This window comes from Rhodospirillaceae bacterium (genome assembly GCA_028819475.1).
GTDB lineage: Bacteria > Pseudomonadota > Alphaproteobacteria > Bin65 > Bin65 > Bin65.
Genome location: JAPPLJ010000030.1, coordinates 1 through 26,760, shown reverse-complemented (window position 1 = coordinate 26,760; position 26,760 = coordinate 1). Strand labels below are relative to the sequence as shown.

Below are 26,760 nucleotides of genomic sequence, written 5' to 3'. Positions count from 1 at the left end.
GTCGAAGGTCTCCCGATGGCGGAGCGCCGACTATACCACGGGATATCCGGAGCTGTAGACCGGCACAGACGCCGGCGTTCAGCCCGCGAGCGCCGGGCGGTCCTCCAGCACGCCGCTCCTTTCGATGACCTCGGCCATGGCGGATTCCTGGCGCGGCGCCATCAGGTGGACGCCGCGCACGCCCGGAACCTCCCGCAGCTGCTGGATCAGCTCGGCGCAGATCTTTTTGCCTTCCGCCCGCTCGTCGTCCGCGCCTTCGAGCCGCTTCAGGATCGCGTCGGGAATGGAAACGCCGAACAGGTTCTCGTCCATCCATTTCGCTTGGCGCAGCGAGGCGAGCGGCCCGATACCGACCAGGAAGGCCAGCCTTTCGGTAATGCCGAAATCGGCGAGCCGCGTGAAATAGATTTTCGCCGTCTCCAGGTCGAAACAGTATTGGGTCTGGGCGAAATCGGCGCCGGCATCGATTTTCGCGCGCAGGCTCTTCGGCTCCCAGCCGGGTTTCGGCACCATCGGCGCGTCGGCGCAGCCGATGAACAGTTTCGGCGGCCCCTTGATCTCGCGGCCGGCGTTCAGCAGCCCGTCGTCGCGCATCCGGCGGGCAAGCCGCATCAGGCCGGCAGAATCGAGATCGAACACCGGGCTGGCGTCCGGCTCCTCGCCCTTCTTCGGGTCGTCGCCGGTCAGGCACAGGATGTTGGGGATGCCGAGCGCTCCGGCGCCGAGCAGATCCCCCTGCAGGGCGATCAGGTTGCGGTCGCGCACGGTGAACTGCAGCACCGGCTGGATGCCCTGCCGCATCATCGCGCCGGCCAGCACCAGGCTGGAGACGTGGGCCTTCGCCGTCGCGCCGTCGGTGACGTTGACCGCATCGGCGACGCCTTTCAGCGGCGCCACCCGCTCGAGCAGGGGCGCCAGGTCGGTCGTCGCGGTCGGCGAGGTCTCGCAGGTCACGGCGAAGCCGCCGGCGGCCAGCACCCGTTCCAGTTTGCCGCCGGATTTCAGTCCGTTCGCCGATACCGGTCCGTTCATCGTCTTTTCCGCCATCCCTGATATTCGCCGCCTGCGGCCCGGCCGCCCTTGCCGCCGCCCGCGGTTATCGGCCATACAGCAGGATGCCCTGCGGCGGCAATCCGCCGGGGACGGGAGCGGGTGACGAGGCGAAAATGGCGCAGGCGGCAAAAATGGCGGTCACGGTCGATCCCGGACCGGAGCGCGCGGGCGAGAAACACGCCTTCCGCTTCTTCGACAACCGCGAGAAATACCTGATGTTCGTCACGACCTGCTCGGAGAAGTGGGAAGTGGCGCAGCGGGTCGGCCGGGAAATCCCGTTCCTGAAGCCGACGCCGCCGGCGCTCAACCTGTTCGACGCCGGCGTTGGCGACGGCACCGTGCTGACCCGGGTGATGCGCAACCTGCACCGGCAGTTTCCCGCCATACCCTTCTGCGTCGTCGGCAAGGAAATCAGCATGGAGGATGTGCGGCTGACCCTGGAAAAACTGCCGGACCGTTTCCAGGAGCACCCTCAGCTCGTCGTCGTCATCACCAATCTCTACTACGCCGAATCGCCCTGGCTGCGCGTCAACCGGCCGGAGACCAAACCGGCGGTCAAGCGCTGGAACATCGCGCTGGAGGGCAGCACGGCGCACGAATTCGACGAGCAGGTCCGCAATCTGGGCCCGGTCCTGGCCGAAGGCTGGCAGACGAAAACCAGCGAGAAAACCGGCAACCCGCTCTATGTCCAGCCGTCGATCCTGGTGCTTTACCGCAAGGACCGGGCCTTCGCCCTCGATGGCGTGATCCCGCCGCCGGGCGGCGCGCCGGCCGGCTACGATCTCGTGATCGCCTCGCAGCCCTACCGGGCCCGACTCAGCGCCGAAATCAAGGTGCGCAACGTGCTGGGGCCGCTGGCCCGCGCCCTGTCGCCGGGCGGGCGGATGATCGTCATTCAGTCGACCGGCAAGGATCCGGGCATGGAACTGATCAACGCCGTGTGGGAGGAGGAATTCCCCTTCGTCACCCCGCGCCGCGACTTGATCGCGGCGATGAAAGAGGCGCTGGACGGGAGCCACAACGACCTGAACTACGACGCGCTGCGCGACGATGAATCGTCGTTCCGCTATGAGTTGCACGCCCTGCCCGACGAAATCGGCGAGAGCATCGGCACCTCGACCCTTCTGGCGGCGTGGAACGCAGCAACCTATGTCGCGCAGATCGAGGACGACCGCATGGTCGACGTGCTGCGCGACGGCGACTATCTGGAGGCGGCCCGCGACGTGCTGAAGCGGTATGGCGGCCTGTGGTTCGAGGACGAGAGCTTCCTTGTGACCCGCGGCTTCGCTTGAGACCGGGCGCGCAGAGCGGGGGACTCTGCCATGGGCTTCGAACGCCTGCCCTTTATCGGCGAAGCGGAGATTGCCGCGGTCCTGCGCTGGCCGGACCTGGTCGACGCCATCGAGGCGGCGATGACCGCCTTCTCGGCCGGCCGGGTCGTCCAGCCGGTGCGCCAGATGCTCCCGGTGCCGGGCGCGGCTGCGTTCATGGGGGCGATGCCGGCGATCGGCTCCGGAATAGGAGGGGCGGCCGAAGGGGCGATGGGCGTAAAGGTCGTCACCCTGTTCCAGGGCAACGCCGGCACGGACGTTCCGACCCACCAGGCCGTCATCCTGCTGTTCGACATGGCGAACGGGTCGCCGCTCGCCGTGCTGGACGGCCGCCTGATCACCGAAATGCGCACCGCGGCCGGCACGGCGGCCATCGTGCGCAAGCTGACCTCGGAGAGCCCGAAGACTGCCGCCATTCTCGGCAACGGGATCCAGGCGCGGGCCCATGCCGAGGCGCTCCGCGCGGTCCGGAAGATCGCCGAATTGCGCCTGTGGGGGCGCAACGAAGCCCGTGCCCGGCCGGTCGCCGAGGCGCTCGGCGCTGTCTTCCATACCGAAGCCGAGGCGGCGGTGCGCGATGCCGATATCGTCGTCTGCGCGACGTCGGCGACGAAGCCGGTGCTTAGAGGCAACTGGGTCCGGGAGGGCGCGCTGGTCGCCTCGATCGGCTGGAACGGCCCCGACGGCCGGGAACTGGACGACGATGCGATGGCCCATACGGTGCTGGTCGAATCGCGCGATGCCGCGCGTGACCAGGCAGGCAATGTCCGCGGCTCGGGCTGCGCTATCTTCGCGGAGGTCGGCGAGGTCTACGCCGGAACAAAAATTGTGTCGGAAGGGGCGACCGTCATCTACGATTCGGTCGGCATCGCGATCCAGGACGTGGCGGCGGCCCGGCTGGCGTTCGATATGGCCTGTGACCGGGTCACGGCCGCGGCGCCGGAGGCCTGCGCATGAGCATCCCGCCCCTTACCCTCGGCCAGGTTTTGAGCGCGCAGGCGCGGGTGCAGCCGGACAAGCTGGCCGCGCGCGACCTTGAGCGCGCGATGACCTACCGGCAATGGAATGCGCGGGCCTGCCGGCTCGCCAACGCGCTGACCGGTCTCGGCCTCGCAAAGGGCGACCGGGTGGCGGTCCTCGCCTACAACCGCGTCGAATGGGCGGAGATTTACGCAGCCGCCGCGAAATCGGGGCTGGTCGCGGTGCCGATCAACTTCCGGCTGACCGGGCCGGAAGTGCGCTACATCGTCGAAGACAGCGGCGCATCGGCGCTGATCGTCGAAGATGCGCTGATCCCGGTCGCCGAGAGCATTCGCGACACGCTCGCCCTGGCGGAGGACCGCTTCATCGCGATCGGCCCGTCCGCCGGGTCTGCCGGATGGCGCGACTATGAGGGCCTGCTGGCTGCGGCCGCGGACAGCGAGCCCGATGCCACCGTCCTGCCCGACGATCCGTGGTGCATCATGTACACCTCGGGCACGACGGGAAATCCCAAGGGCGCAATCCGCGGCCACCGCGGCATGGCGATGCTGGCCCTGATGACCCAGGTCGAAATGGGCCTGCACCGCGGCGACGACGGGCTGCTCGTCATGCCGATGTGCCACGCCAATTCGCTCAACTTCCTCACCGCATTCATCTATTGCAACGCGACGGTCACGATCCTTTCGCGCAGGAGCTTCGATCCGGCGCTGTGCCTGCACACCTTCGCGCGGACCGGGGCCACCTTCACCTCGCTGGTGCCGACCCACTACACCATGCTGCTCGACGTTCCGGCATCCGAACGCGCCGTCGAAGGCTTCGAACTCGTCGCGAAACTGCTGGTCTCCTCCGCCCCGGCACGCGCCGACACCAAGCGCGCGGTCATGGAGATGTTCCCGAAAGCCGGTCTCTTCGAACTCTACGGCTCGACCGAGGCCGGGTGGGTCACCATGCTCCATCCGCACGAGCAGTTCGACAAGCTCGGCACCGTGGGGCGCGAGGTGATCGGTTCGGCGCCGGTCAGGCTGCTCGACGACGACGGCCGCGAGGTGCCGGACGGCGAACCCGGCGAACTCTTCTCGTGCGGGCCCTACGCCTTCGACGGCTACTGGAACCTGCCCGACAAGACCGCCGAGGCGTTTCGCGGCGATTATCTCACGGTCGGCGATGTCGCGTTGCGCGGCGCGGACGGCTACATCCGCGTCATCGACCGCAAGAAGAACCTCATCATCTCCGGCGGCGAGAACATCTATCCGACCGAGGTCGAATCCGTTCTGGGGCGCCATCCGGCGGTCCGCGACGTGGCCGTGGTCGGCCGGCCGGACCCGAAATGGGGCGAGAGCGTCCAGGCCGCGGTCGTGCGGCAGGCCGGTCACAATATCGGCGAGGCCGAACTGGTCGCCTGGGCGAAGGAGCGCCTCGCCGGCTACAAGCGGCCGCGCGAGATCGTTTTCCTCAGCCAGGAGGAGATGCCGCGCAACGCGACGGGAAAAATCCTGCACCGGACGCTGCGCGAACTGCTTGCCGCGCGATCCGGGACGCCGCCGGACGGACGGGCCCCCTGACTCCGCCCCGGTAAACTGCAAACGGAGAGCGCCGATGACCACCGCTGCGGCAGACGGCCCCGAACGCCAGGACTCCAACCGCGACGAGACCAGCGTCGCCGCCTGGATCGCCCGCGCCCTGAAAGCGCGCGGCGTGGACCGCGTCTTCGGATTGCAGGGTGGCCATATCCAGCCGATCTGGGATCGCGTGGCGCAGGCCGGCATCCGCATCGTCGACGTGCGCGACGAGCGGGCGGCGATGCACATGGCCCATGCCCACGCCGAGCTTACCGGAAGCCTCGGGGTGGCGATGGCGACGGCAGGGCCGGGCGTTACCAACACGGTCACGGCGGTCGCCAACGCTGCGCTCGCCCGCGTGCCGGTGCTGCTGATCGGCGGCTGCGCGCCGCGGGTGCAGGACAATATGGGCCCGTTGCAGGGCGTTCCGCAGACCGACATCATGCGCCCGATCACCCGCTATGCCCGCACGGCGCGGATCGCCGAACACGCCCTGCGCGAGCTGGACGAGGCCATCGCCTGCGCCGCCGGGGACACGGGCGAACCCGGCCCGGCCTATATCGAGATCCCGACCGACGTGCTGCGCCGGCCGGTCGCCCGGCACCTCGTGCTCGACGAGTGGCTCGAACCGGCGCCGCCGCGCCGCCTGCCGCCCGATCCCGACCGCGTTGCCGAGGCCGCCGCCGCGATCCGCGCCGCCCGCCGGCCGCTGGCGATTTCCGGCCGCGGCGCCCGGGGCGCGGGGGAGGCGGTGCTGCGTTTCCTCGATGCCGCCGATGCGCTCTATCTCGATACCCAGGAGAGCCGCGGCCTCGTCCCGGCGGACCACCCCTCGGCCGTCGGATCGATGCGCGGCGCGGCGATGGCCGGAGCGGATCTGGTGATCACGCTGGGGCGCAAGCTCGACTACCAGCTCGGCTTCGGCTCGCCGGCGGTGCTTCCCGAGGCCCGGTTCGTGCGGATTGCGGACAACGGCGCCGAGCTGATCGACAACCGCCGCGGCGCGCCGGAGATGCTCGCCGATGTCGGGCTCGCGCTCGACGCCATTGTCGAGGCGCTCGGCAACGACGCCGGTGTGCGCGACAGCGAATGGCTGGACGGCCTGCGCAGCAGGCACCGGGAGCGTGTCGCCCGCGGCGCCGGATCGGCGGCGGCGAAGCGTTGCGCCGACGGCAAGATCCATCCGATGGCGATCTTCGAGGCGATCCGCGAGACCGCCGATCCGGACCATATCGCCATCGCCGACGGCGGCGACCTGCTGAGCTTCGCGCGCATCGGCCTCGACTCGCGCACCTACCTGGACGCCGGCATCTTCGGCTGCCTCGGGGTCGGCGTGCCGTTCGCGGTCGCCGCGGCCCTCGCCTTTCCCGAAAGGCAGGTGATTTCGGTCAACGGCGACGGCGCCTTCGGCATCAACGCGATGGAGATCGACACCGCCGTGCGCCACGGCGCGAAGGCCGTCTTCATCGTCTCCAACAACGCCGCCTGGAACATCGAGCGCCACGACCAGGATATCAATTACGGCGGCCGCATCGTCGGCACCCTGCTCGAACACTGCGACTATGCCGCCATGGGCCGCGCGCTCGGCGCCCACGGCGAGCGGGTCGAGGACCCGGCGGACCTGGCCGGCGCCATCGCCCGGGCTCTTGAACGCGCGCCCGCCGTCGTCGACGTCGTCACCTCGCAGGACGCCGTATCCTCCGACTCGAAGAAGGGCCTCGGCTTCGTACCCGAATTCCACGCCCTGACGGTGTGGGACGAGGCGGAGCGGAAGCGGCGCGGGGAAGCGTGAAGCGCCCCCGGCAGAGCTTCAGGCAGCTTATTGCAGTTCGGCCCGGTCCTTGAGGAAGAAGCGGCTGCGGTCGGTATCCGGCAGAGCCTCCAGAAGCCTGTGCGTCTCCAGATAGCCGGTCTCGATCAGCGGCAGGCCCGCCCGGAAATCCGTCATACCGATCGAACCCAGGTCGGGTCGGATCAGGAAATCGGCCTCGACCCGGTTCTTTTCGATTCGTTCGAACGCCCCGACCATGAGTGCCTTCAGAAGAGTGTCGCGAAAGTTCGGAAACCGGTACCGGCGTCCCTTCAGCCTGAAGAACATGAGCAGACTATCCACGAATCCAAGGTTCGGGGGAAAGTCGTAGCTGGTCTCGTCCATGCTCGTGTCGGTCACGTCCACAGCGACTATGGCGCTCCCCGGAGGCAGGAGCCGGCGCATCACGTCAACCGGAAGGTTGTTCACCAGGCCCCCATCGAAGTGCAGCTCGCCGTCTTCGATGACGGGTGAAAGGATGCCGGGAATGGCCGCGCTGGAGCGGACGCTTCTCCACAGATTCCCCTGCCGCCAGGTAGTTTCCTTGTTCCGGTTCAGGTTGCAGCTCACGCAGAAGAACGGGATTTGAAGATCCTCGATGCGCCGATCGCCGAAGGTGGCCACCAGGGTGTCCGTCGGGCGCTTGTCGTTGAAAATCGACACCTGGGGCATGGTGAAGTTGCGCAGCGCCATGTGGTCTGCGTTCGCCATGGCGGCATCGTGCACCATGCGGCGGTATTCGTCATAGACCGGGTTCTCGGCGTAGCAGGCGGCGACGAACGCCCCGCTACTGGCCCCTCCGATGGCGTCTATGGGAATTCGAGCCTCCTGCAGCGCGCGCATCGCGCCGAGATGAAACCAACCTCGGGCTCCGCCGCCCGACAGCACCACGCCCACCGCTTCGCCGCGGAAAAACCGGACTAACCGGTTGTAATCCGACCGGTTGTCGAGCTCGACGTGATGGACGAGGTCGAAGGCGTCGTCCTCCAACCAGGGCCCGGCGCGCCTGGGGACACCGGGCCGCCGGACGAGCAGTAATTCCCGCCGCACATCGTAGGAGAAGACGCGCGGAAACCGCTCCTCCCATTGCCGGCGGCAGATTTCCGGGGAGGACTCTGCGTCCACCAGCCACACGACCGCATCGAAGAAGCTCTCGTAGAAGAGTTCCAGACGGGGATCCGACACCTCCGCCTCGAAGACGAGGCAGGTCAGGTCCAGGCTCAAATACTCGATAAGGTCGAGGAAGAACGACGCATCGTTGCCGAACTGCGTCACGACGTCGTTCGAGGACACCAGCCAGGATCCCGTCACCGAAGATAGCCCCTCCCCGAACCGCCCCAGGAACGCTTCGATCGTCGGAGTGCTCTCGGTTCGGACCAGCGCGATCTTCTTCAGCCGTTCATTCTTGGTGACGAAGGTCTGGATGTTCTGCGTATGGCGCCGAGCCTGAAGCCGGGCGAGGTCGAGCAGGGTGGAGGGATGCTGCCGATGGAGTGCGGCGAAGTCGTCCTTGGACAGCCGGAACAGCTTGCTGTCGGTCAGCGCCTTGATGGTCAGGTCTCTCGGGTCGCTGGAAATGAGCCCGTTCTCGCCGACCGTCTCCGCGGGACCGACGACCGCGACGACAATTTCCTCGCGCCGCTCGTTTCTGGCGACAGCGACGAGTCGTCCCTGCAACATGACATACAGAGCATCCGACGGATCGCCTTCACGAAAGAGCACCTCCCCTTTCGCAAGGTTTCTCCCGCTCATACGGGCTTCCCAGAGGGCGCGGCCCTCCTCGTCCAGAGAGGGGAACAGGTGACGCAGCCCTCTCCGGCCGACTTCCCGTAACGATTCTTCTTCCTGCGACATGCTTCACCCGTTGAGCTTCGAAGCCCGTACGGTCGAATACACGGCCGGCCTTGATGCGTTGTTCGGCTCCCCTGCGGTGGCGCCGCGCAAATCAACCTGCCACTGGTCCGCGGCTACTCGGGATGACGGCACTTCAGGGTGAACACATGACAAAGCCCCGGAGGATGCAATCTTGCCAAGCGCTTATATTCTCCAGGTTCCAACAAATTTGCCGCCCCGGATGGAACGGACCGCACCTCACACCCCCAGATAGCGGTGCTGCAAATCCTCGGCGGCGCGGAGTTCGGCGCTGTCGCCGGTCCAGACGACCTTGCCCTTCTCGATGATGTAGTGGCGGTCGGCCAGCCGGGTCAGCGCCTCGACATTCTTGTCGACCAGCAGGATCGATTCGCCGTGCGCCTTCAGCATGTCGAGGGTGCGCCAGATGTCCTGGCGGATCAGCGGCGCCAGCCCTTCGGTCGCCTCGTCGAGGATCAGCAATCTCGGGTTGGTCATCAGCGCCCGGCTGATCGCCACCATCTGCTGCTCGCCGCCGGAAAGCTGGTTACCCATGTTGCGGCGACGCTCGGCAACCCCCGGAAACAGGTCGAAGATCTTTTCCAGCGTCCAGGGATCGTCGCTGCCGTGACGGTTCTCGTGGGTCGAGATCAGGTTCTCCTCGACCGTGAGATTGGGGAAGACCTGGCGGCCCTCCGGCACCAGGCCGAGGCCGGCCCGCGCCACCCGGTAGGGCAGCCAGTTGCGGATGTCCTCGCCGTCGAAGGCGATCGTGCCGCGCCGCGCCGGCGTGAGGCCCATGATCGAGCGGATCGTGGTCGTCTTGCCCATGCCGTTGCGGCCGAGCAGGGTGACGACCTCGCCGTCGTTGACCGAGAGGCCCATGCCGAACAGGACCTGGCTCTGGCCGTAAAAGGTTTCGACGCTTTCGAGGGTCAACATCGCCCAGCCCCGTCAGTCCGCGCCCGTCAGTCTTCGCCGAGATAGGCGGCGCGGACCTCGTCGTTGCCGCGAATCTCGTCAGGCGCGCCGGTCGCGATGGCCTCGCCGTAGACCAGCACGGTAATCCGGTCGGCCAGCGCGAAGACGGCATCCATATCGTGCTCGATCAGCAGGATGGTGTGGTCGCGGGCGAAGCCGCGCAGCAGCTCGACCATGTGGGCCGATTCCTCGGCGCCCATGCCCGCCGTCGGTTCGTCGAGCAGCAGCATGGACGGCCCGGTGGCCATCGCCATGGCGATCTCGAGCTGGCGCTGCTCGCCGTGGGACAGGTCGGCGGCCAGCGTATCGGCGCGATGGCCCAGGCCCACGGTTTCGAGCGCCTGGCGCGCCGGAGCGCGCAGCGCCCGGTCGGTCTGCGCCGGCTTCCAGAATTTGAAGGAATGGTCGGCGTGGGCCTGGACGGCGAGCGCGACATTGTCCTCGGCGGTGAAGTCCAGAAAGATGCTGGTCACCTGGAACGACCGGGCCAGGCCGAGCATGGAAATCTTGTGCGCCGGCAGGCCGGCGATATCGTGGCCGTCGAAGATGATCTCGCCGCTGTCCGGCCTGATCGCGCCGCTGAGTTGCGCGATCAGGGTCGTCTTGCCGGCGCCGTTCGGGCCGATGATGGCGTGAACCTCGCCGCGCTCGACCGACAGGTTGACGTTCCGGGTCGCGTGGACCTGGCCGAAGCTCTTGGACAGGTCGCGGACTTCGAGATGCAGGCCCGGGCGAGGGGAGTCAGCCATCCGACCGGCTCCCGGTCAGCGCCGCCAGCCGTTTCAGCGGACTGGGCCAGCCGGCGTAGTCGACGCCGAGCTTCACGATCAGCGACAGCAGGACGAAGGCGAGCACGATGGTGAGCGGCGTCGCCAGCGTGATCAGGAACAGGAAGATCGCGACGGCGGCGACGAGCAGGACGAAGCCGACGGCGAAGCGCGGCATCGCCGCCCAGTTGTCCGGAATCAGCCCGAACAGGCCGCGCTTGGCGAACAGCACGAGCAGGACGAGCATCGGGCCGAACACAATCATCCAGTAGTCGCTGCCGACCAGCTCCTGCAGGAACTCCTCGATGCTCAGGAAGGCGAGTGCGCCGAACACCGGGCCGAAAATCGTGCCCATCCCGCCCATGATGACCATGATCATGATCTCGCCGGAGCGGATCCACATCATGTATTCCGGGGTCAGGAATTCCTGGTGGTTGGCGAACAGCGCGCCGGCGACGCCGCAGATCGTCCCGGCGATGACGAAGGCGGTCAGCCGGTAGCGGTAGACCGGATAGCCGAGCGCCGCCATGCGCACCGGGTTGGAATAGCTGCCGCGGATGACCATGCCGAAGCGGGAGTTCACCAGGCGGCGCAGCAGCAGCAGCGACAGCAGGAGGGCGACCAGGCAGGCATAATAGAGGGTTGCGCCGTCGCCCTCGTAGAGCAGGTCGTCGCCGATGGTGAAAAAGGCGAAGTCGCTGCGCTCGTCGACTGTCATGCCGTCGTCGCCCCCGAACGGCTCCAGGCTGATGCCCAGGAAGAACAGCATCTGGGTGAAGGCCAGCGTGATCATGATGAAATAGAGGCCGGTCGTGCGCAGCGAGATCGCGCCGATCACCAGCGCGACCAGCGCCGAGCCGACGATGGCCACGGCAAACTGGAAATAACCGCTGGCCAGGAAACCGTAGGCGCAGGCCTGGCCTTCCTCGACATCGGCGCAAAAGTCGCCGAAATAGCGGGCGGATACGGCAACGGCATAGGTGCCGAGGCCGATATAGGCGGCGTGGCCGAAACTGATCATGCCGCCGTAGCCCAGGATCAGGTCCAGGCTCGCCGCGGCGATGGCGAAGATCATCATCTTCGCCATGAAGGAGATCATGAACACGTCGTCGGCCGCGCCGGCGACGATCGGCAGCACGGCCAGGCCGATCAGGCCGAGGACCATGATGACGAAGCGCGGATCGGCGAAGGAGAATCTGATCCGCGGGTTGAGGTTGGATATGCCGTGTCCGGCCATGGTCGCGTTCTCCCGTCCCGCCTAGCCGGTGCGGGCCGGGAACAGCCCCTCCGGCTTGAAGAACAGGATCGCCGCCATCAGGATGTAGATCATCATTGAGGCGATCGCCGGGCCCGCCGTCTGGGCGAACTCCTCGTTCAGGAAGGCGCGCAGGATATCGGTCATGAAGACCCGGCCGCCGATCTCGACCAGGCCGACGATGATCGAGGCGATGAAGGCGCCGCGGATCGAGCCGATGCCGCCGATCACGATCACCACGATGGCGAGGATGAGCTTTTCCTCGCCCATGCCGCTTTCGACCGATTCGATCGGGCCGATCATGATGCCGGCGAATCCGGCCAGCGCTGCGCCGATGCCGAACACGATGGTGTAGAGCGCGATCACGTTGACGCCGAGCGCGCCGACCATGGCGCGGTTCGACGCGCCGGCGCGGATGCGCATGCCGACCCGGGTCCGGGTAATCGCGATATACAGGCCGATCGCCACCAGGATGCCGGCCAGAATCACGATCAGCCGGTAGAACGGATAGGTGAAGCCGAGCATCGGAAACGGAAAGTTGATCGATTCCGGCAGCTTGAATTCCTGGCTCTCGGCGCCGAACACGACCAGCACCATCTGGTTGAAGAACAGGATGCAGCCGAAGGTGGCGAGCACCTGGTCGAGGTGATCGCGGGTGTAGAGGGTCCGGAAGGCGAGATATTCCAGCCCGATGCCGAGCAGCAGGATGACCGGCAGCGCGACGATGGCGGCGAGCAGGAAGCTGTCGGACTGCTGGAACACCCACGCCGCCACATAGGCGCCCATCATGAACATGGAGCCGTGGGCCAGGTTCACGAAGCTCATGATGCCGAGAACCAGCGTCAGCCCGCCTGCGACCAGGAACAGGAAGATGCCGAACTGCAGCCCGTTCAGAATCGTCTCGAAGATCAGCTGGCCCATGAGCCCGGTAATTCCCTCCCGGCCGAATCCGCCGGCCGCGGCCGGCTAGGCCGGACAAAGACTGCGCCCGGCGTCCCTGCCGCCGGGCGGTCCCGTCCTTTCAGCGTGCGCGCATAAAACGGGGGCGGCGGGGCAGTGTCAAGCCGCCTGCCCGGCGCATCCTGCGCCCCGACGGGCAGGGCCGCGCCGGGCCGCATCCGGTCAGGTGGGGCCGCATCCGGTCGGGTGACGGTGCCGCGGGCGCGGAAGCGCGGCTCGTTCCACCGGCCGCTGGCCATGATATCCGCCAGCACGTCCACCGCGTCCCGGATATCGACATAGCGCGTGTAGAGCGGCCCGAGGGCCCGTTCGGCATGTTCCGCGCCGGTATCGGCCCCATTTCGAGTGTTGTCGTTTGCAGGACGGAGCTAATGCGCCGATTCGCAGTCAGGCGATGCAGAGCCGGACCGGCTAGAAGCAGACCGGCGTGGAGGGCGGCGCCCGGAGCGCATCCGGCAGGAGGCTGTGGGTCTCGATCCATCGTCGGACGTCGGCCGAGATCCAGCCCACGGCCTCCAGGAGACCCTCGTAGTCCTCCCTCAGGTCCCGGTCGAATATCGGCTCGTGATGCGCGATCCGGTTTCGAAGCTGCCGCAGGCGGTCCAGTCTCCGGTGCACCATCCGGCGGGAACGGCCCGGAAACGCCTCGAACAGCGCCGGACGCCAGAGCGTCCTTTCGTAGTCGGCCTTGCGACCGCCGTCGATATGGCCGCCGCGGCCGAGGAGCCGGACCCAGAAGCCCAGCGACATCGACGCCACGAACCGGCCCGGCTCTGCCGCTCCCCGGTTCAGCGCGGCTTCCGTAGCGTCCCGGGCGTGCCTGTCGAGGCCGGCGGCAGCGACCGTGTACCACCGGCTGCCGTAGCGCGCCGCGAGCCGGGCATGCATGGCGTTGCGCAGAGCGACCTCGAGCGCCTGCAACGGTCCATGGAAAGCGGCCCCGAGTTGTGCGTTCCGGGCATAGTGGTGCAGCGCGGTCTGGCGGTCTCCCCGGGCGAAGTCCAGGTAGGTCTGCATCCGCCCGCGGGAGAACGCTTCCTGAAGCGCCCGAAAGGTATTGACATCCGTCATCGGGTAAACCACCTCTCGACTGTAACCCCCCGGGTCCGCCTCTGCGTTTCGCATGCGCCCGGGGTTTGTTTTTTCGGAGTTAAATTTCTTCGGGACTGTGCCTCAGCAGGAATTGTCCCGGTCCGCCTGTCAACCGCATTCGCTTTCCGCGTTCACGGGAGGGGCCGGGGAGGCCGCCGGCAAAGCGGCCGGTCTGTAGGCGCCCGCCCCGCGGCGAGCGCGCCGGCCCGGTCCCGGAAAGGTCGGGCGCGCGGGACGCCTGCGTAATCCACGCGCAACGGCGGAATGTCAGGTGACGGTGCCGCGGGCGCGGAAGCGCGGCTCGTTCCACCGGCCGCTGGCCATGATATCCGCCAGCACGTCCACCGCGTCCCAGATATCGACATAGCGGGTGTAGAGCGGCGTGAAGCCGAAGCGCAGGATGTCCGGCGCGCGGAAATCGCCGATGACGTGGCCGGCGATCAGCGCCTGCATGATCGTGAAACCCTCCGGATGGGCGAAGCTGACCTGGCTGCCCCGGGTGGCGTCGCGCGGCGAAACCAGCGTGAAACCGTGCCCCGCACAGCGGGTCTCCACCAGCTCGATGAACAGGTCGCCCAGCGCCAGAGACTTGGCGCGGACCGCGGCCATATCGAGATCCGCCATCGTATCGAGGCTGGCTTCGAGGGCGGCGAGGCTCAGGACCGGCGGCGTGCCGCAAAGATTGCGGGCGATGCCCTCGGCCGGCCTGTAGGACCAGTCGAAATCGAAGGGCGCGGCGTGGCCCATCCAGCCGGAGAGCGGCGGCCGGATACGGTCCTGAAGCCGTTCCGCGATGAAGAGAAACGCCGGCGCGCCGGGGCCGCCGTTGAGATACTTGTAGCCGCAGCCGACGGCGAGGTCGGCATCGGCGCCGTTGAGATCGACCGGCACGGCGCCGGCGCTGTGCGCCAGGTCCCATAGCACGAGCGCGCCGGCGTCGTGGGCCCGCCCGGTCACCGCCGCCATATCGTGCATCCGGCCGCTGCGGTAGTCGATGTGCGTCAGCATGACGACCGCGACATCGTCCCGGATCGCGCCGTCCAGTTCCGCGTCGCTCTCGACCAGGCGCAGTTCGTGGCCGCGGCCGAGCATCCCGGTGAGGCCCTGGGCGATGTAGAGGTCGGTCGGGAAGTTGCCCTTCTCCGAGACGATGACCGTGCGGTCGGGCCGCTCGGCCAGCGCGGCGGCGAGCAGCTTGAACAGGTTGACGGACGTCGAATCGGCGCAGACGACCTCGCCCGGCCGTGCGCCGATGAAGGCGGCGAGCTTGGCGCCGCAGCGCCCCGGCATGTGGTACCAGTCGTGGGCGTTCCAGCTCTTGATCAGGTCCAGGCCCCACTGGTCCTCGATCAGCTGGCGGATGCGGTCCTTGGTGATGTGGGGCAGGGCGCCCAGCGAATTGCCGTCGAGATAGATCATGCCGTCCGGCAGGTCGAAGCGCTCGCGCATGCGCGCCAGCGGATCGCCGGCGTCGCGTTGCAGCAGGTCGTCTCGCGTCAGGGTCGTCATCGCCGTGCCCGCCTGTCGTACGTTCCGGGGAAAGCCGGGCAGGGAGCATAGCGCAGCAGCCCGCGCGCCGGTACCGCGTTAGGCTGCCCGGCTTCCGCAGCAATCGGACATGGCCTAATAAGGCGCTTCCGACCGGACCGGGGAGCGGCAACGCCGAAAATCCATGTCAGCCGGACCATCCGATCCCGCAACCGTCGGCGTTCTGCTTGCCGGCGGCCGGGCGCGCCGCATGGGCGGCGGCGACAAGTGCCTGCGTCCGCTCGCCGGCCGGCCGCTGCTCGCCCATGCGATCGAGCGGATCGCGCCGCAGGTCGGCCGTCTGGTCCTGAACGCCAACGGCGATCCGGGCCGCTTCGCCGCTTTCGGCCTGCCGGTCGCCGCCGACATCCTGCCCGGCCAGCCCGGCCCGCTTGCCGGTGTCCTGACCGGCATGGCCTGGGCCGCCGCCAACGCGCCGGAAGCGGGCTGGATCCTGACGGCTGCAACGGACGCGCCCTTCCTGCCGCCGGACCTTGCCGAACGCCTTCGCGCCGCGATCCGGCGCGACGGCGCGGACATGGCCTGTGCCGCGTCGGCCGGGCGGCATCACCCGGTGATCGGCCTGTGGCCGGTCGGCCTGCGCGACGATCTCGAATCCGCCCTGCGCGACGAGGGAATTACGAAGGTCGACCGCTGGACCGCGCGCTACAGGCTCGCGGTCGCCGATTTCGGCGCCGGCCCGCCCGACCCCTTCTTCAACGCCAACCGCCCGGAAGACCTGGAGACGGCGGAGAGGCTCCTGTCGGGCGGCTGAGACGTGCGGCGCGGGCCGCTTCCGGAACCCGTCCGGCAGGTGTCAGACCCGGCCGTGGCAGTGCTTGTACTTTTTCCCGGAACCGCAGGGGCAGGGCGCGTTGCGCGAGACCTTGCCCCAGGTCGCAGGATTGCCCGGATCGACGGTCGCCGCGGCCCTGCGGGTGCGGACCGGACGGGTGCGCGCCGGCGCGATCACGCCGCCGTTGCCGTTGGTGAATTCCGGCTCGGGTTCCAGGGCATCCAGGTCCATGCCGGCCATGCGCGCCATGTCTTCCAGCGATCCGAGCGGCGGCAGGCCGAAGGGCGCAAGGTCGTCGCCCATGCCGGGGCCGGACTGTTCCCAGGCCGCGCTCTCGTCCTGGGGCAGTAGGCTTTCCGGATCGGCATCCAGCTCGATTTCCAGATGGGAAAGCGCGCCGACCGTGGTTTCCTTGAGGCCGGCGAGCATGACCTGGAACATATCGAAGGCTTCGCGCTTGTACTCGATCAGCGGATCCTTCTGGCCGTAGGCCCGCAGGTTCACGGCCTGGCGCAGATGGTCGAGCTGAAGCAGGTGCTCTTTCCATTGCTGGTCGAGAATCTGGAGCAGGACGCTCTTTTCGGCGAGGCGCATCAACTCCGGCGAATAGGACGCGGTCTTCTCCGCCATGTGCCGGCTCACGGCCTCGAGGATGCGCTCGTAGATTTCCTGGTCGGCAATTCCTTCCTCGGCCGCCCATTCCCGGACCGGCAGGTCTAGGCCGAAGACGCCGAGCGTGCGGGTATGCAGGCCCTCGATATCCCATTGTTCGGCATAGGCGCCTTCGGGGATCGCGTCCTCGACGATCGCCTCGATCGCCTCCTCGCGGTACTCGCGGATCGTCTCCGAGACGTCGTCCGTCTTCATGATGCCGATGCGCTGGGCGTAGATCACCTTGCGCTGGTCGTTCATCACATCGTCGAACTTGAGCAGGTTCTTCCGGATCTCGAAGTTGCGTTCCTCGACCTTGTGCTGCGCCCGCTCGACCGCCTTGTTGATCCAGCCGTGGACGACCGCCTCGCCTTCCTTGAGGCCGAGGCGCTGGAGCCAGCCGTCCATGCGGTCGGAGCCGAAGATGCGCATCAGGTCGTCCTGCAGGGACAGGAAGAAGCGCGAATTGCCCGGATCGCCCTGGCGGCCGGAGCGGCCGCGCAGCTGGTTGTCGATGCGCCGGCTCTCGTGCCGCTCCGTGGCGACGACGAACAGGCCGCCGGCCGCGATCACCTTTTTCTTGCGCTCCTCGACCTGGGCGCGGATTTCGGCCTCTTTGGCATCGCGCTCCGGGCCCTCCGGAAAGTCGCCCAGCTCTTGGACGATGCGCATGTCGGCGTTGCCGCCCAGGCGGATATCGGTGCCGCGGCCGGCCATGTTGGTGGCGATGGTGATCGCCGCCGGCTCGCCGCCCTGGGCGATGATGAAAGCCTCGCGCTCGTGGTGCCGGGCGTTCAGCACCTGGTGCGGGATTTTCTTTTCCTGGAGTTTCCCGGACAGCAGTTCGGACTTCTCGATGCTGACCGTGCCGACCAGCATGGGCTGGCCGCGTTTCGAGCAGTCCTCGATCAGGTCGAGCACCGCGTTGTCGCGCTCCGCGCCGGTGCGGTAGACCTCGTCGTCCTCGTCGGTGCGGTCGACCGGCAGGTTGGTCGGCACGTCGACGACTTCCAGCTTGTAAATGTCGATGAACTCCGCCGCCTCGGTCATGGCCGTGCCGGTCATGCCCGCCAGCTTCGGATACATGCGGAAATAGTTCTGGAAGGTGATCGACGCGACGGTCTGGTTTTCCGTCTGGATCTCGACGCGCTCCTTGGCCTCGAGCGCCTGGTGCAGCCCTTCCGAATAACGCCGGCCCTCCATCATCCGGCCGGTGAACTCGTCGATGATGACGACCTTGCCGTTCTTGACGATGTAATCGGTGTCGCGCCGGAACAGGGTATGGGCGCGCAGCGCCTGGTTGGCGTGGTGGACGACGCTGACATTCTGCATTTCGTAGAGGCTGCTGCCGCTGAGCAGCCCGGCCTCGTCCAGCAGGCGCTCGAGATGTTCGTTGCCGGCGTCGGTCAGCGCGACGGTCTTCTGTTTCTCGTCGATCTCGTAATCGTCCGGCGACAGGTTCGGGATGATCTTGTCGACCGCCATATACAGTTCGGACGTGTCGTCGGTCGGGCCGGAGATGATGAGCGGGGTGCGCGCCTCGTCGATCAGGATCGAATCCACCTCGTCGACGATCGCGAAGTTGAACGGCCGCTGGACCATCTCCTCCAGGTCGAACTTCATGTTGTCCCGGAGATAGTCGAAGCCGTACTCGTTGTTGGTGCCGTAGGTGACGTCGCAGCCGTAGGCCGCGCGCCGCTCGTCGTCGCTGAGCTCCTGGGTGATGCAGCCGACGGTGAGGCCGAGGAACGTGTAGATCTGCCCCATCCACTCAGCGTCGCGCTTTGCGAGATAGTCGTTGACCGTGACGACATGGACGCCCTTGCCGGCGAGCGCGTTCAGGTAGACCGGCAGGGTTGCGACCAGCGTCTTGCCCTCGCCGGTTTTCATCTCGGCGATCATGCCGCGGTGCAGGATGGTGCCGCCGATGAGCTGCACGTCGAAATGGCGTTCGCCCAGGGTGCGGCGCGACGCTTCGCGCACCGTGGCGAACGAGTCGACCAGCAGGTCGTCCAGCGCCTCGCCGTTCTGGTGGCGCTCCCTGAGCCAGCCGGTGCGGGCCGCCAGCTGCGCGTCCGACAGCGCCTCCATCTCCGGCTCGAGCCCGTTGATCCGGTCGATCAGGGGCTGAACGCGGCTGATGTAGCGTTCGTTGGCCGAGCCGAAGAATTTCTGGGCGAGATTGCCGAACATCAAGGACTTTCCTGAAACAGCGGCCTGAAACAGCGGGCGCGTCCCGGCCGCTCCGGGAGGGGAGCAAACACGGCCTTCGAAGCGCAGGGGCTGCGTGAATTCCGGGTTAGGGACAGATAGGGGGGGCGCCCAAAGCTGTCAACGAACCGCGCCGCTCAGGCCGCTGTTACGCCTCGCCGCGCAGGATCGCCCCTGTCGTGGCCCGCGTCGCCGCCCGGTAGCCGTCCGCCGTGACGCTCAGACGGTCGCGCAGGATCGCGTGGAACGCCGGCAGCCGATGGAACGGTACCGCCGGATAGACATGGTGCTCGACATGATAGGGCATGTTCCAGGCGATAAACCGCACCAGCCGGTTGGTGAAGGTCGTGCGCGTGTTCTCCAGCATGTTCGCGACATGCGGGCAGCCGGTGTGCTCGGCCAGAAGATAGACCCGCAGGAACGGCTGGCCCAGCAGCGCGGGCAGCACCCAGAGCCACAGCAGGGCCGCACTGCCGGCGAAAATCGAAATTCCCGCCGCGGCGGCATAGACGGCAAGGAACGACCGGGCCTCCCACACTACCGGCGCGCGCGCCGCCGGCGGCACGAAGCCGTCGCGGTTGCGGCCGGCGGCGTTGACCAGCAGCGTGCGGACCTGGCTCGTCCAGTACGGGCCACCGGCAATCAGCCAGGCGAGGCCCGCCTTCGACTGCGGCAAGGGCCGGGCCAGCTCCGGATCGCGCGCCGGATCGTGGGTGTAGCGGTGATGGTCCATGTGGAAATGGTGGAACCAGACCGGCGGCAGCAGGTTGACGAGCCCGGCGCCCCAGCCCGCCGCCGCATTCAGCCAGGCGCTGCGGAACGGCGTCTTGTGCACCGCCTCGTGCTGCAGGCAGAACAGGAAGACCAGCAGGATACCGTGGGGCAGCAGCAGGATCGGCCAGCCCGGCGCCTCAAGGGCGATCAGCGTTCCGGTCAGGCCGAGCGCCGCCAGATGGCCGGCAAGATGGGCGAGGCCCTTGCGGTCGGAGCGTTGCAGGAGTTCCCGCCGCTGCTCCCGGCCCAGCCGGCCGACGGCGTCGCGATGGTCGGTCGCCCGTGGTATCGGCCCGTCTGCGTCCATCGATCCCTGCACCCTGCCGCGCTGGCCATTGAGCGCCCGCCGGTTCCGGCCTTACATTGCGCGCCCGTCGAACGCGATAGTGTAGCATGGCCGAAGCCCGATGAACCCGCCCGAATCCTGGCCCGAATCCTGGTTCGCCGCCGACTATGCCGGGGCGCGCGTCGAGTTCCGCGCCGCGGCGGAGCGGGCCGGCGCGGTCCTGGAGACCCACGTCAACCCGAACGCCCGGCAGCCCGGCGGCGGCGATCTCGCGACCGATGTCGCCCGGCTCGGTCCCGCGCCGGGCGCAACTGCGGGCGTACTGATCGTTTCGTCCGGCACCCACGGCGTCGAGGGCTTCTGCGGCTCCGGCTGCCAGGTCGGCATGCTGGAGACCGGCGCGGTCGATCTGCTGCCGGCCGATTGCGCCCTGGTCCTGGTCCACGCCATCAACCCCTATGGTTTCGCGTGGCTGCGCCGGGTGACCGAGCACAATATCGATCTCAACCGCAACAATCTGGATCATGGCGCGGGACATCCGGCGAATGAGAAATATGCCGAAATCCATGCCTGGCTGACGCCGCGCGATTGGACCGGGCCCGGGCGCGAAAGGGCCGATGCCGCCATCGCCGCCTATATCAGGGAGCACGGCATGTTCGCCTTCCAGGAGGCGGTGAGCGGCGGCCAGTACGATTTTCCCGACGGCCTGTTTTTCGGCGGCCGGGCGCTCTCCTGGTCGGCGCAGACCTGGCGGGCGATTGTCGACGCGCACTGCCGCGGCGCGCGGCGGGTCGCCCATCTGGATTTCCACACCGGTCTCGGCGACCATGGCGCCTGCGAGATCATCAGCGTCGAAAGCGCCGGCGGCGCGGGTGGCGGGCGCGCACGCCGATGGTATGGCGCCGCGGTGAAATCGCCGGAACGGAACGACAGCCTCTCCGCCGTCGTGACCGGTTCGGTGGAGAACGGTTTCGACGGCATTGCGCAGGACACCGAAGTGACCTCGGTCGCGCTGGAATACGGCACGCAGACGTTGCCCGAGGTTCTCGAGGCCCTGCGCGCCGACAACTGGCTGCATCTCTACGGCGATCCGGAGTCGGAGGAGGGCAGGGCGATCAAGCGGCAGATACGGGATGCGTTTTACGGAGACACGGCGGAATGGAAGGCCATGATCTGGGAAACTGCGGACCGGGTCGTGCGGCAGGCCGCGGCCGGACTGGCGGAATAGGCCGGCCCGTCGGCGCTTACCAGTTCGCAGGTTTCCGAATATTCGTTCCGGGGATCGGATCCGGCAGTTGCGAATGTCGTAGACCGTTAGCCCGGATGCGCCCGAAAAAAGCAGGGGCCTCCGAAGAGGCCCCGCGCCCTGCGGTCGAAACCGCAAGGGGTGTTGCCTGCAATCTGGGCTTGCCTGCCGGGAATATCAATCTCGTTCGGGTAGTGAGTTCAGTTTGAATTTCAGGTAGGGGCAGAACTCGAAGTCCCGTCCACCCCGATGTGCCTCCCCGGCCGACCGCAGGGAGAGCCGGGGTCCAGAGCCTGCCCTGAGCCTGTCGAAGGGGCCGACCCGACAGGCTTCTGCCCGTGGCTCTGGTCCCCGGATCGTCGCTCCGCTCCGTCCGGGGCGACAAGAGAGGGCTGCCGGGCGTTACGGCGCAACGGACAATTTCAGACTGACTCACTACCCTCGTTCGACCGGCTATCGCGACTGCGGGTATTTCGTGATAGTCGGAGGCGGTACCGGTTCGATCGGGGCGCTGCCGGAGAGTCGGAGGCGCCGGGCGACCGGGCAGGAAACGGCTCGAACAAGGCGCAAAATGACAACACCGACCGCCGAAGTGATCCTGCCGAGCCCGGATTTCGACGCGACGCTCGCCTTCTTCCGGGACACCCTGGGCTTCCGGCTCGACGCCATCCATCCGGCCGACGATCCCGCAATCGCCAGCCTGTCCGGCTACGGGCTCCGGCTGCGGCTGGACCGCGATGCCGAAGGCCCGCCGCCGGCGCTGCGCATCGCCAGCGCCGATCCGGCGGCGCTGCTGGATGGCGCCCGCAAGGTCACGGCCCCCAACGGCGCGACGGTGACGGTGGTCGAGGCCGATCCGCCGCTCGACCTGCCGCCGCTCGACCAGAAGCTGACAATCTGCAGGGCGGACGGCGCGAATGGCGGCTGGGGCGTCGGCCGGGCCGGGATGCTCTACCGCGACCTGATCCCGGAGCGCGAGGGCGGCCGGTTCATCGCCTCCCATATCCGCATCCCGGACGGCGGGCCGGTGCCGGACAACGTCCATTTCCACAGGATCCGCTTCCAGATGATCTACAATTACAAGGGCTGGGTGCGGCTGGTCTACGAGGACCAGGGCGAGCCGTTCGTCATGGGGCCGGGCGATTGCGTGCTCCAGCCGCCGGAAATCCGCCACCGGGTTCTGGAATGTTCGGACGGGCTGGAGGTGGTCGAGATCGGCAGTCCGGGCGAGCACATGACCCTGCTCGACCACGACCTGCCCCTGCCGACCGGGCGCCACCTGCCGGAGCGGGACTATGGCGGCCAGCGCTTCGTGCTCCACCGGGCGGAGGCCGCACCCTGGGCGCCGGCCGACATGGCCGGCTTCGAGGCGCGCGACCTCGGCATCGCGGCGGCGACCGGCGGACTGGCGGAAGTCGCGGTGCTGCGGCAGGCGGCTGACGATGTCGATACGGCCGTGCGGCACGGCGGCGAATTCCTCTTCCACTTCGTGCTGGACGGACGGCTGACCCTGACGGTCGACGGCCGCGCGCCGGACGAACTGGCGGCGGGAGACAGCTTCACGCTGCCGGCCGATATGGCCTGCCGGATCGCGTCGGCATCGGGGCCGCTCGAACTGCTCCGGATCCGGCTGCCGTAACGGCGTCCCGGCCCGGACCCGGCCCGCCGCCGGCATCCGCCCGGAAAGCGGGACGGCCCGCCTGCGGGCTTGCCATGCAGGCGCCAGGAGTGACAGGGTTCGGGAAACCCATCGGACCAGCGGAAGGGAGCCCCGCCATGTTTTCGCGCCGGCGCTTTCTGGCAACCTCGGCCGCGGCGACGCTGCTGCCCTCGGCGGCCCGCGCCGTCGGCGCGCCGATGCCGATCTTCGACGCCCATATCCATTTCAGCCACGATGCGGCAGAGCAGCATACCGTCGCGGAGGCGGTCGCCTTTATGGAGAAGGCCGGGCTGAAACGGGCGCTGATTTCGAGTTCGGGCGATGCCGGGACCCGCGCGCTCTACGCCGCCGCGCCGGATCTCGTCCTGCCCAGCCTGCGCCCCTATCGCCGGCGCGGCGAAATCGGCCGCTGGGTCGACGATCCGACGGTGATCGATTTCCTCGAGGACCGGCTCAAGCGGTTCCGCTGGGTCGCGGTCGGCGAATTCCATCTGTTCGCCGGCCAGACGGAAAAGGCCGTGCCGCGGCGCATGATCGAACTGGCGCGGCAGCACAATCTCCTGCTGCACGCCCATTCCGACGCCGGCGCCGTCGACGGGATTTTCGCCCAATGGCCGGACGCCCGGGTGTTGTGGGCCCATGCCGGGTTCGCCGGTCCGGAGATCGTCGGACCGATGCTGGAGAAGCATCCGAACCTGTGGACCGATCTGGCCTTCCGGAGCGAGCACGCCCACGGCGGACGGGTCGACGACGACTGGCGCAGCCTGTTCGCCGCCTTCCCCGACCGGGTCATGGTCGGCACCGACACCTTCACCCCGGAACGCTGGCACTATGTCGTCGAGCACGCCAACTGGACCCGGGAATGGCTGCGCGACCTGCCGCCGGACCTTGCCGAGAAGATCGCCTGGCGCAACGGCGAGGCGATGATCCGGCCGCACCTGGCGCAGCTGCGGTAACGGGCATGGCCGGGTGGCGCCTGTGCGGACCGGCGCTCGCGGCGACATTTGCGCTCGTCCTGACGGCCGGCAGCGCGGCGGCCTGCGAGCGGCCGCAGGGCTGGACCGGGGCGCAGAGGATCGCCGGAAAGACCTGGTCCGTATGGTGGCAATCCGCCCCGGCCGCCATCCCGGTCGGCGCGCATTTCTCGATCCGCTTCCGGTTGTGCGGACCGCCGGTCCGGCGGGTTCGGGTGCGCGGCTGGATGCCGGTCCACCGGCACGGCATGAACTACCGGCCCGGCGTGACTCTCAGCGGCCGGTCCGGCGCCGCGGAAGGGCTGCTGTTCCACATGCCGGGCCGCTGGCAGCTCATTCTGGATATCGCCGGCGACGCGGGAAGAGAGAAGCTGACCGCGGAAACGGTTCTGGAGTGACCTGAACGATGACCCGGTTCCAGGATCGCCGCTTCGTTACTTCCTCCCCGTCATTTCGACCGGAGCCGCCCGTAGGGCGGCGGAGCGGAGAAATCTTTCAACTCCGGTGCTCCGGCCCTTGCATCGTGGGTGAAGGATTTCTCCACTTCGCGGTTCTGCGAACCGCTCCGGTCGAAATGACGGGGCGGAATTGACGGAACGATGAGCCTCAAACCGGCGACCGCCAAATGTCTGTAATCATTAGAAAATTTGCAGTTGCATACCGTATACTATTGCTTTTGATACTATTGGCCCTGGCCTTCGCCGCACTTCCGGCCGGGGCGGGCGATTTCACGGCGGGGGAAATGCGGAAAATCCTGCGCCACGGGCCGTGGCCGCTTTCCGCCGTCCCCGATCTGAGCAATCGGGTTTCCGGCAAGCCGGCCGCCATCGCCTTCGGAAACGCGCTGTTCTTCGAAACCCGCCTGTCGCTCTCCGGCACGATCTCGTGCGCAACCTGCCACCGGCCGGACGCGGGCTGGACCGACGGCCTCGCGCGCAGCCGCGGCCACGAGGCGGTCGACCGCAACGCGCTCAGCCTGTTCAACCTGCGCTTCAACCGCTGGTTCGGCTGGGACGGTGCGCAGGATACGCTGTGGGCGCAGAATCTCCGGCCGCTGCTCGACCGGCGCGAGATGGGCGTCGGCGCGGCCGGCGCGGCCCGGCTGGTGCGCGCGGACCGGCGGCTCGCCTGCGGCTACCGGCAGGCCTTCGGCGAAGTGCCGGGCGCGGACGACGAGCGGGTCTTCGTCGATCTCGGCAAGGCGATGGCGGCGTTCCTGGAGACCCTCGTCACCGGCCGCACGCCGTTCGACGATTTCCGCGACGCGCTCGCCCGCAACGATGCCGCCGGCCGGGCCCGCTACCCGGCGGCGGCGAAGCGCGGCCTGCGCCTGTTCGTCGGCCGGGGCAACTGCGCCTTCTGCCATTTCGGCCCGGCCTTCACCAACGGCGAGTTCGCCGATGCCGGCGTGCCGCATTTCGCACTATCCCGCCGGGCCGACCCCGGCCGCTTCGGCGGCATCCGCAAATTGCGCAAGAGTCCCTACACGCTGCTCGGCCGGTTCAACGACGATCCGGCGCGTGCCACCGCCGTCAAGACCCGCCATGTCCGCCTGGCCCACAGCAACTTCGGCGAATTCCGGGTGCCGGGCCTGCGCAACGCGGCGTTCACCGCGCCCTACATGCATGCCGGCAGCCTCCGAACGCTCGCCGACGTGGTCCGGCACTATTCGACCCTCGACGAGGAACGGCTGCACGCCGGCGGGGAACGGATCCTGCGCCGGCTCGACCTGAGCGCGCAGGAACAGGCCGATCTGGTGGCGTTTCTGGAGACCCTGACGGAACGCGAGCCGGGTCCCAAAGTCGAAAGGCGTAACGGAGATTTGCAGTGCAGATAGCTGTTTTCGCGTTTGCCACCGATTGAATTATTTCCGGAATCCGCTATTCTCCCGCCATGCCGTCCTTTCTCGAATTCGAAAAGCCGATCGCCGAACTCGAAGGCAAGATCGAAGAATTGCGCCACCTGACGGACGGCGGCGCCCTCAACATTGCCGAAGAGGTCGGCCGGATGCAGGAAAAGGTGGAGCGCATGCTGCGCTCGACCTATTCGAAGCTGACGCCGTGGCAGAAGGTGCTGGTTGCGCGCCATCCGGAACGCCCGCACGCCTCGGAATATATCGGAAACCTGTTCGAGGATTACCTGCCGCTCGCCGGCGACCGCGCCTTCGCCGAGGACCGCGCCATCGTCGGCGGCCTCGCGCGCTTCGACGGCCGCTCCGTGGTCGTCATCGGCAACGAGAAGGGCCACGACACCGAATCGCGCCTGACCCACAATTTCGGCATGGCGCGGCCGGAGGGCTATCGCAAGGCGATGCGCCTGATGCGGCTGGCCGAGCGGTTCGGCCTGCCGGTCGTCACGCTGGTCGATACGTCGGGCGCCTACCCCGGCAAGGGCGCCGAGGAGCGCGGCCAGGCCGAGGCCATCGCCCGGTCGATCGAAACCTGCCTCGATCTGGAGACGCCGCTGATAGGCGTCGTGATCGGCGAGGGCGGGTCCGGCGGCGCGATCGCGCTGGCCGCGGCCAACCGGGTGCTCATGCTGGAGCACGCGGTCTATTCGGTGATCTCGCCCGAAGGCTGCGCCTCCATCCTGTGGCGCGATTCGGATGTCGCGCAGGATGCCGCCGACGCGCTCAAATTGACGGCGCAGGACCTGTTCGACCTGGAGGTGATCGACGCCATCGTGCCGGAACCGGTCGGCGGCGCGCACCGGGACAAGGACATGGTCTTCGCCAACGTGAAGGACGCCATCGCCGGGGCGCTGGACGCGCTGCTCCGGTTCGACGGCCCCGTCCTGCGCAAACAGCGCCGCGAGAAATTCCTCGCCATGGGCCAGAAGGGCTTGGGATAGGCCCCGCGCCGCTTCGTCCTTCGGGACGGAACTTCGAGACGCGTCTCTCCTCAGGATTTTTCTGCGAAAAGGGCCAGGCCGCCGCAAACCTGTCCTTCCCCCTCTTCAGAGGATTTCTCTGCGAAAGGGGATTCTCAACCTGTCC

Annotated in this window: 21 protein-coding genes; 11 read left to right on the top strand and 10 right to left on the bottom strand. The window is 67.8% G+C overall.

Annotated features, from left to right (window positions below; all coding sequences use genetic code 11):
• Nucleotides 1–78: 78 nt before the first annotated feature.
• Nucleotides 79–1,032 (bottom strand): methylenetetrahydrofolate reductase, encoded by a 954-nt coding sequence (locus OXM58_07680; GenBank protein MDE0148238.1) that lies wholly within the window; start codon nucleotides 1,030–1,032, stop codon nucleotides 79–81.
• A 134-nt stretch (nucleotides 1,033–1,166) separates the two neighbouring features.
• On the opposite strand from OXM58_07680, the gene OXM58_07675 reads away from it, so the two are divergent.
• The 4 genes from OXM58_07675 to OXM58_07660 are packed head-to-tail and all read left to right on the top strand — an operon-like array spanning nucleotide 1,167 to nucleotide 6,716.
• Nucleotides 1,167–2,345, top strand: coding sequence for a hypothetical protein (locus tag OXM58_07675; protein ID MDE0148237.1), 1,179 nt, complete (start codon nucleotides 1,167–1,169; stop codon nucleotides 2,343–2,345).
• A gap of 30 nt (nucleotides 2,346–2,375) precedes the next feature.
• Nucleotides 2,376–3,341, top strand: coding sequence for an ornithine cyclodeaminase family protein (locus OXM58_07670; protein ID MDE0148236.1), 966 nt, complete (start codon nucleotides 2,376–2,378; stop codon nucleotides 3,339–3,341).
• Nucleotides 3,338–4,927, top strand: coding sequence for an AMP-binding protein (locus tag OXM58_07665; GenBank protein MDE0148235.1), 1,590 nt, complete (start codon nucleotides 3,338–3,340; stop codon nucleotides 4,925–4,927). Before OXM58_07670 ends, OXM58_07665 begins: the two co-directional genes overlap by 4 nt.
• Nucleotides 4,928–4,961: 34 nt before the next feature.
• Nucleotides 4,962–6,716: a thiamine pyrophosphate-binding protein gene (locus tag OXM58_07660; GenBank protein ID MDE0148234.1), complete on the top strand. Its 1,755-nt coding sequence runs from the start codon at nucleotides 4,962–4,964 to the stop codon at nucleotides 6,714–6,716.
• Between the two features lie 27 nt (nucleotides 6,717–6,743).
• Here OXM58_07660 and OXM58_07655 read toward each other — a convergent pair whose 3' ends face one another.
• The 7 genes from OXM58_07655 to kynU form a co-directional block, all read right to left on the bottom strand.
• Nucleotides 6,744–8,588, bottom strand: coding sequence for a patatin-like phospholipase family protein (locus tag OXM58_07655; protein ID MDE0148233.1), 1,845 nt, complete (start codon nucleotides 8,586–8,588; stop codon nucleotides 6,744–6,746).
• A 237-nt stretch (nucleotides 8,589–8,825) separates the two neighbouring features.
• Nucleotides 8,826–9,527 (bottom strand): ABC transporter ATP-binding protein, encoded by a 702-nt coding sequence (locus OXM58_07650; GenBank protein MDE0148232.1) that lies wholly within the window; start codon nucleotides 9,525–9,527, stop codon nucleotides 8,826–8,828.
• Nucleotides 9,528–9,553: 26 nt separating this feature from the next.
• On the bottom strand, nucleotides 9,554–10,315 hold the full coding sequence (locus OXM58_07645; protein ID MDE0148231.1) for an ABC transporter ATP-binding protein: 762 nt from the start codon (nucleotides 10,313–10,315) through the stop codon (nucleotides 9,554–9,556).
• Nucleotides 10,308–11,570 carry a branched-chain amino acid ABC transporter permease gene (locus OXM58_07640; protein MDE0148230.1) on the bottom strand — a complete coding sequence of 421 codons (1,263 nt, stop codon included), beginning with the start codon at nucleotides 11,568–11,570 and terminating at the stop codon, nucleotides 10,308–10,310. Before OXM58_07640 ends, OXM58_07645 begins: the two co-directional genes overlap by 8 nt.
• Nucleotides 11,571–11,591: 21 nt before the next feature.
• Nucleotides 11,592–12,509: a branched-chain amino acid ABC transporter permease gene (locus OXM58_07635; protein ID MDE0148229.1), complete on the bottom strand. Its 918-nt coding sequence runs from the start codon at nucleotides 12,507–12,509 to the stop codon at nucleotides 11,592–11,594.
• A gap of 450 nt (nucleotides 12,510–12,959) precedes the next feature.
• Nucleotides 12,960–13,619 carry a hypothetical protein gene (locus OXM58_07630; GenBank protein ID MDE0148228.1) on the bottom strand — a complete coding sequence of 220 codons (660 nt, stop codon included), beginning with the start codon at nucleotides 13,617–13,619 and terminating at the stop codon, nucleotides 12,960–12,962.
• A 288-nt stretch (nucleotides 13,620–13,907) separates the two neighbouring features.
• Nucleotides 13,908–15,149: a kynureninase gene (gene kynU / locus OXM58_07625; protein ID MDE0148227.1), complete on the bottom strand. Its 1,242-nt coding sequence runs from the start codon at nucleotides 15,147–15,149 to the stop codon at nucleotides 13,908–13,910.
• A 163-nt stretch (nucleotides 15,150–15,312) separates the two neighbouring features.
• On the opposite strand from kynU, the gene mobA reads away from it, so the two are divergent.
• Nucleotides 15,313–15,942, top strand: a complete 630-nt coding sequence (gene mobA / locus OXM58_07620) for a molybdenum cofactor guanylyltransferase MobA (protein ID MDE0148226.1) — start codon at nucleotides 15,313–15,315, stop codon at nucleotides 15,940–15,942.
• A 42-nt stretch (nucleotides 15,943–15,984) separates the two neighbouring features.
• Here mobA and secA read toward each other — a convergent pair whose 3' ends face one another.
• Both secA and OXM58_07610 read right to left on the bottom strand, forming a co-directional pair.
• Nucleotides 15,985–18,807, bottom strand: a complete 2,823-nt coding sequence (secA, locus tag OXM58_07615) for a preprotein translocase subunit SecA (GenBank protein MDE0148225.1) — start codon at nucleotides 18,805–18,807, stop codon at nucleotides 15,985–15,987.
• 166 nt (nucleotides 18,808–18,973) lie between these two features.
• Nucleotides 18,974–19,906, bottom strand: coding sequence for a fatty acid desaturase (locus OXM58_07610; protein ID MDE0148224.1), 933 nt, complete (start codon nucleotides 19,904–19,906; stop codon nucleotides 18,974–18,976).
• 100 nt (nucleotides 19,907–20,006) lie between these two features.
• Between OXM58_07610 and OXM58_07605 the strand changes: the two genes are divergently transcribed.
• The 6 genes from OXM58_07605 to OXM58_07580 all read left to right on the top strand — a co-directional run bounded on the left by OXM58_07605 (nucleotide 20,007) and on the right by OXM58_07580 (nucleotide 26,615).
• Nucleotides 20,007–21,113 (top strand): M14 family metallopeptidase, encoded by a 1,107-nt coding sequence (locus OXM58_07605; protein MDE0148223.1) that lies wholly within the window; start codon nucleotides 20,007–20,009, stop codon nucleotides 21,111–21,113.
• A 589-nt stretch (nucleotides 21,114–21,702) separates the two neighbouring features.
• Entirely contained in the window at nucleotides 21,703–22,770 is a 1,068-nt protein-coding gene (locus OXM58_07600; GenBank protein MDE0148222.1) for a hypothetical protein, read from the top strand.
• Between the two features lie 137 nt (nucleotides 22,771–22,907).
• Nucleotides 22,908–23,747: an amidohydrolase gene (locus tag OXM58_07595; GenBank protein MDE0148221.1), complete on the top strand. Its 840-nt coding sequence runs from the start codon at nucleotides 22,908–22,910 to the stop codon at nucleotides 23,745–23,747.
• A 5-nt stretch (nucleotides 23,748–23,752) separates the two neighbouring features.
• Entirely contained in the window at nucleotides 23,753–24,163 is a 411-nt protein-coding gene (locus OXM58_07590; protein ID MDE0148220.1) for a hypothetical protein, read from the top strand.
• Between the two features lie 344 nt (nucleotides 24,164–24,507).
• Nucleotides 24,508–25,602 (top strand): hypothetical protein, encoded by a 1,095-nt coding sequence (locus OXM58_07585; GenBank protein ID MDE0148219.1) that lies wholly within the window; start codon nucleotides 24,508–24,510, stop codon nucleotides 25,600–25,602.
• Between the two features lie 56 nt (nucleotides 25,603–25,658).
• Nucleotides 25,659–26,615: an acetyl-CoA carboxylase carboxyltransferase subunit alpha gene (locus OXM58_07580; GenBank protein MDE0148218.1), complete on the top strand. Its 957-nt coding sequence runs from the start codon at nucleotides 25,659–25,661 to the stop codon at nucleotides 26,613–26,615.
• Nucleotides 26,616–26,760 lie beyond the last annotated feature (145 nt).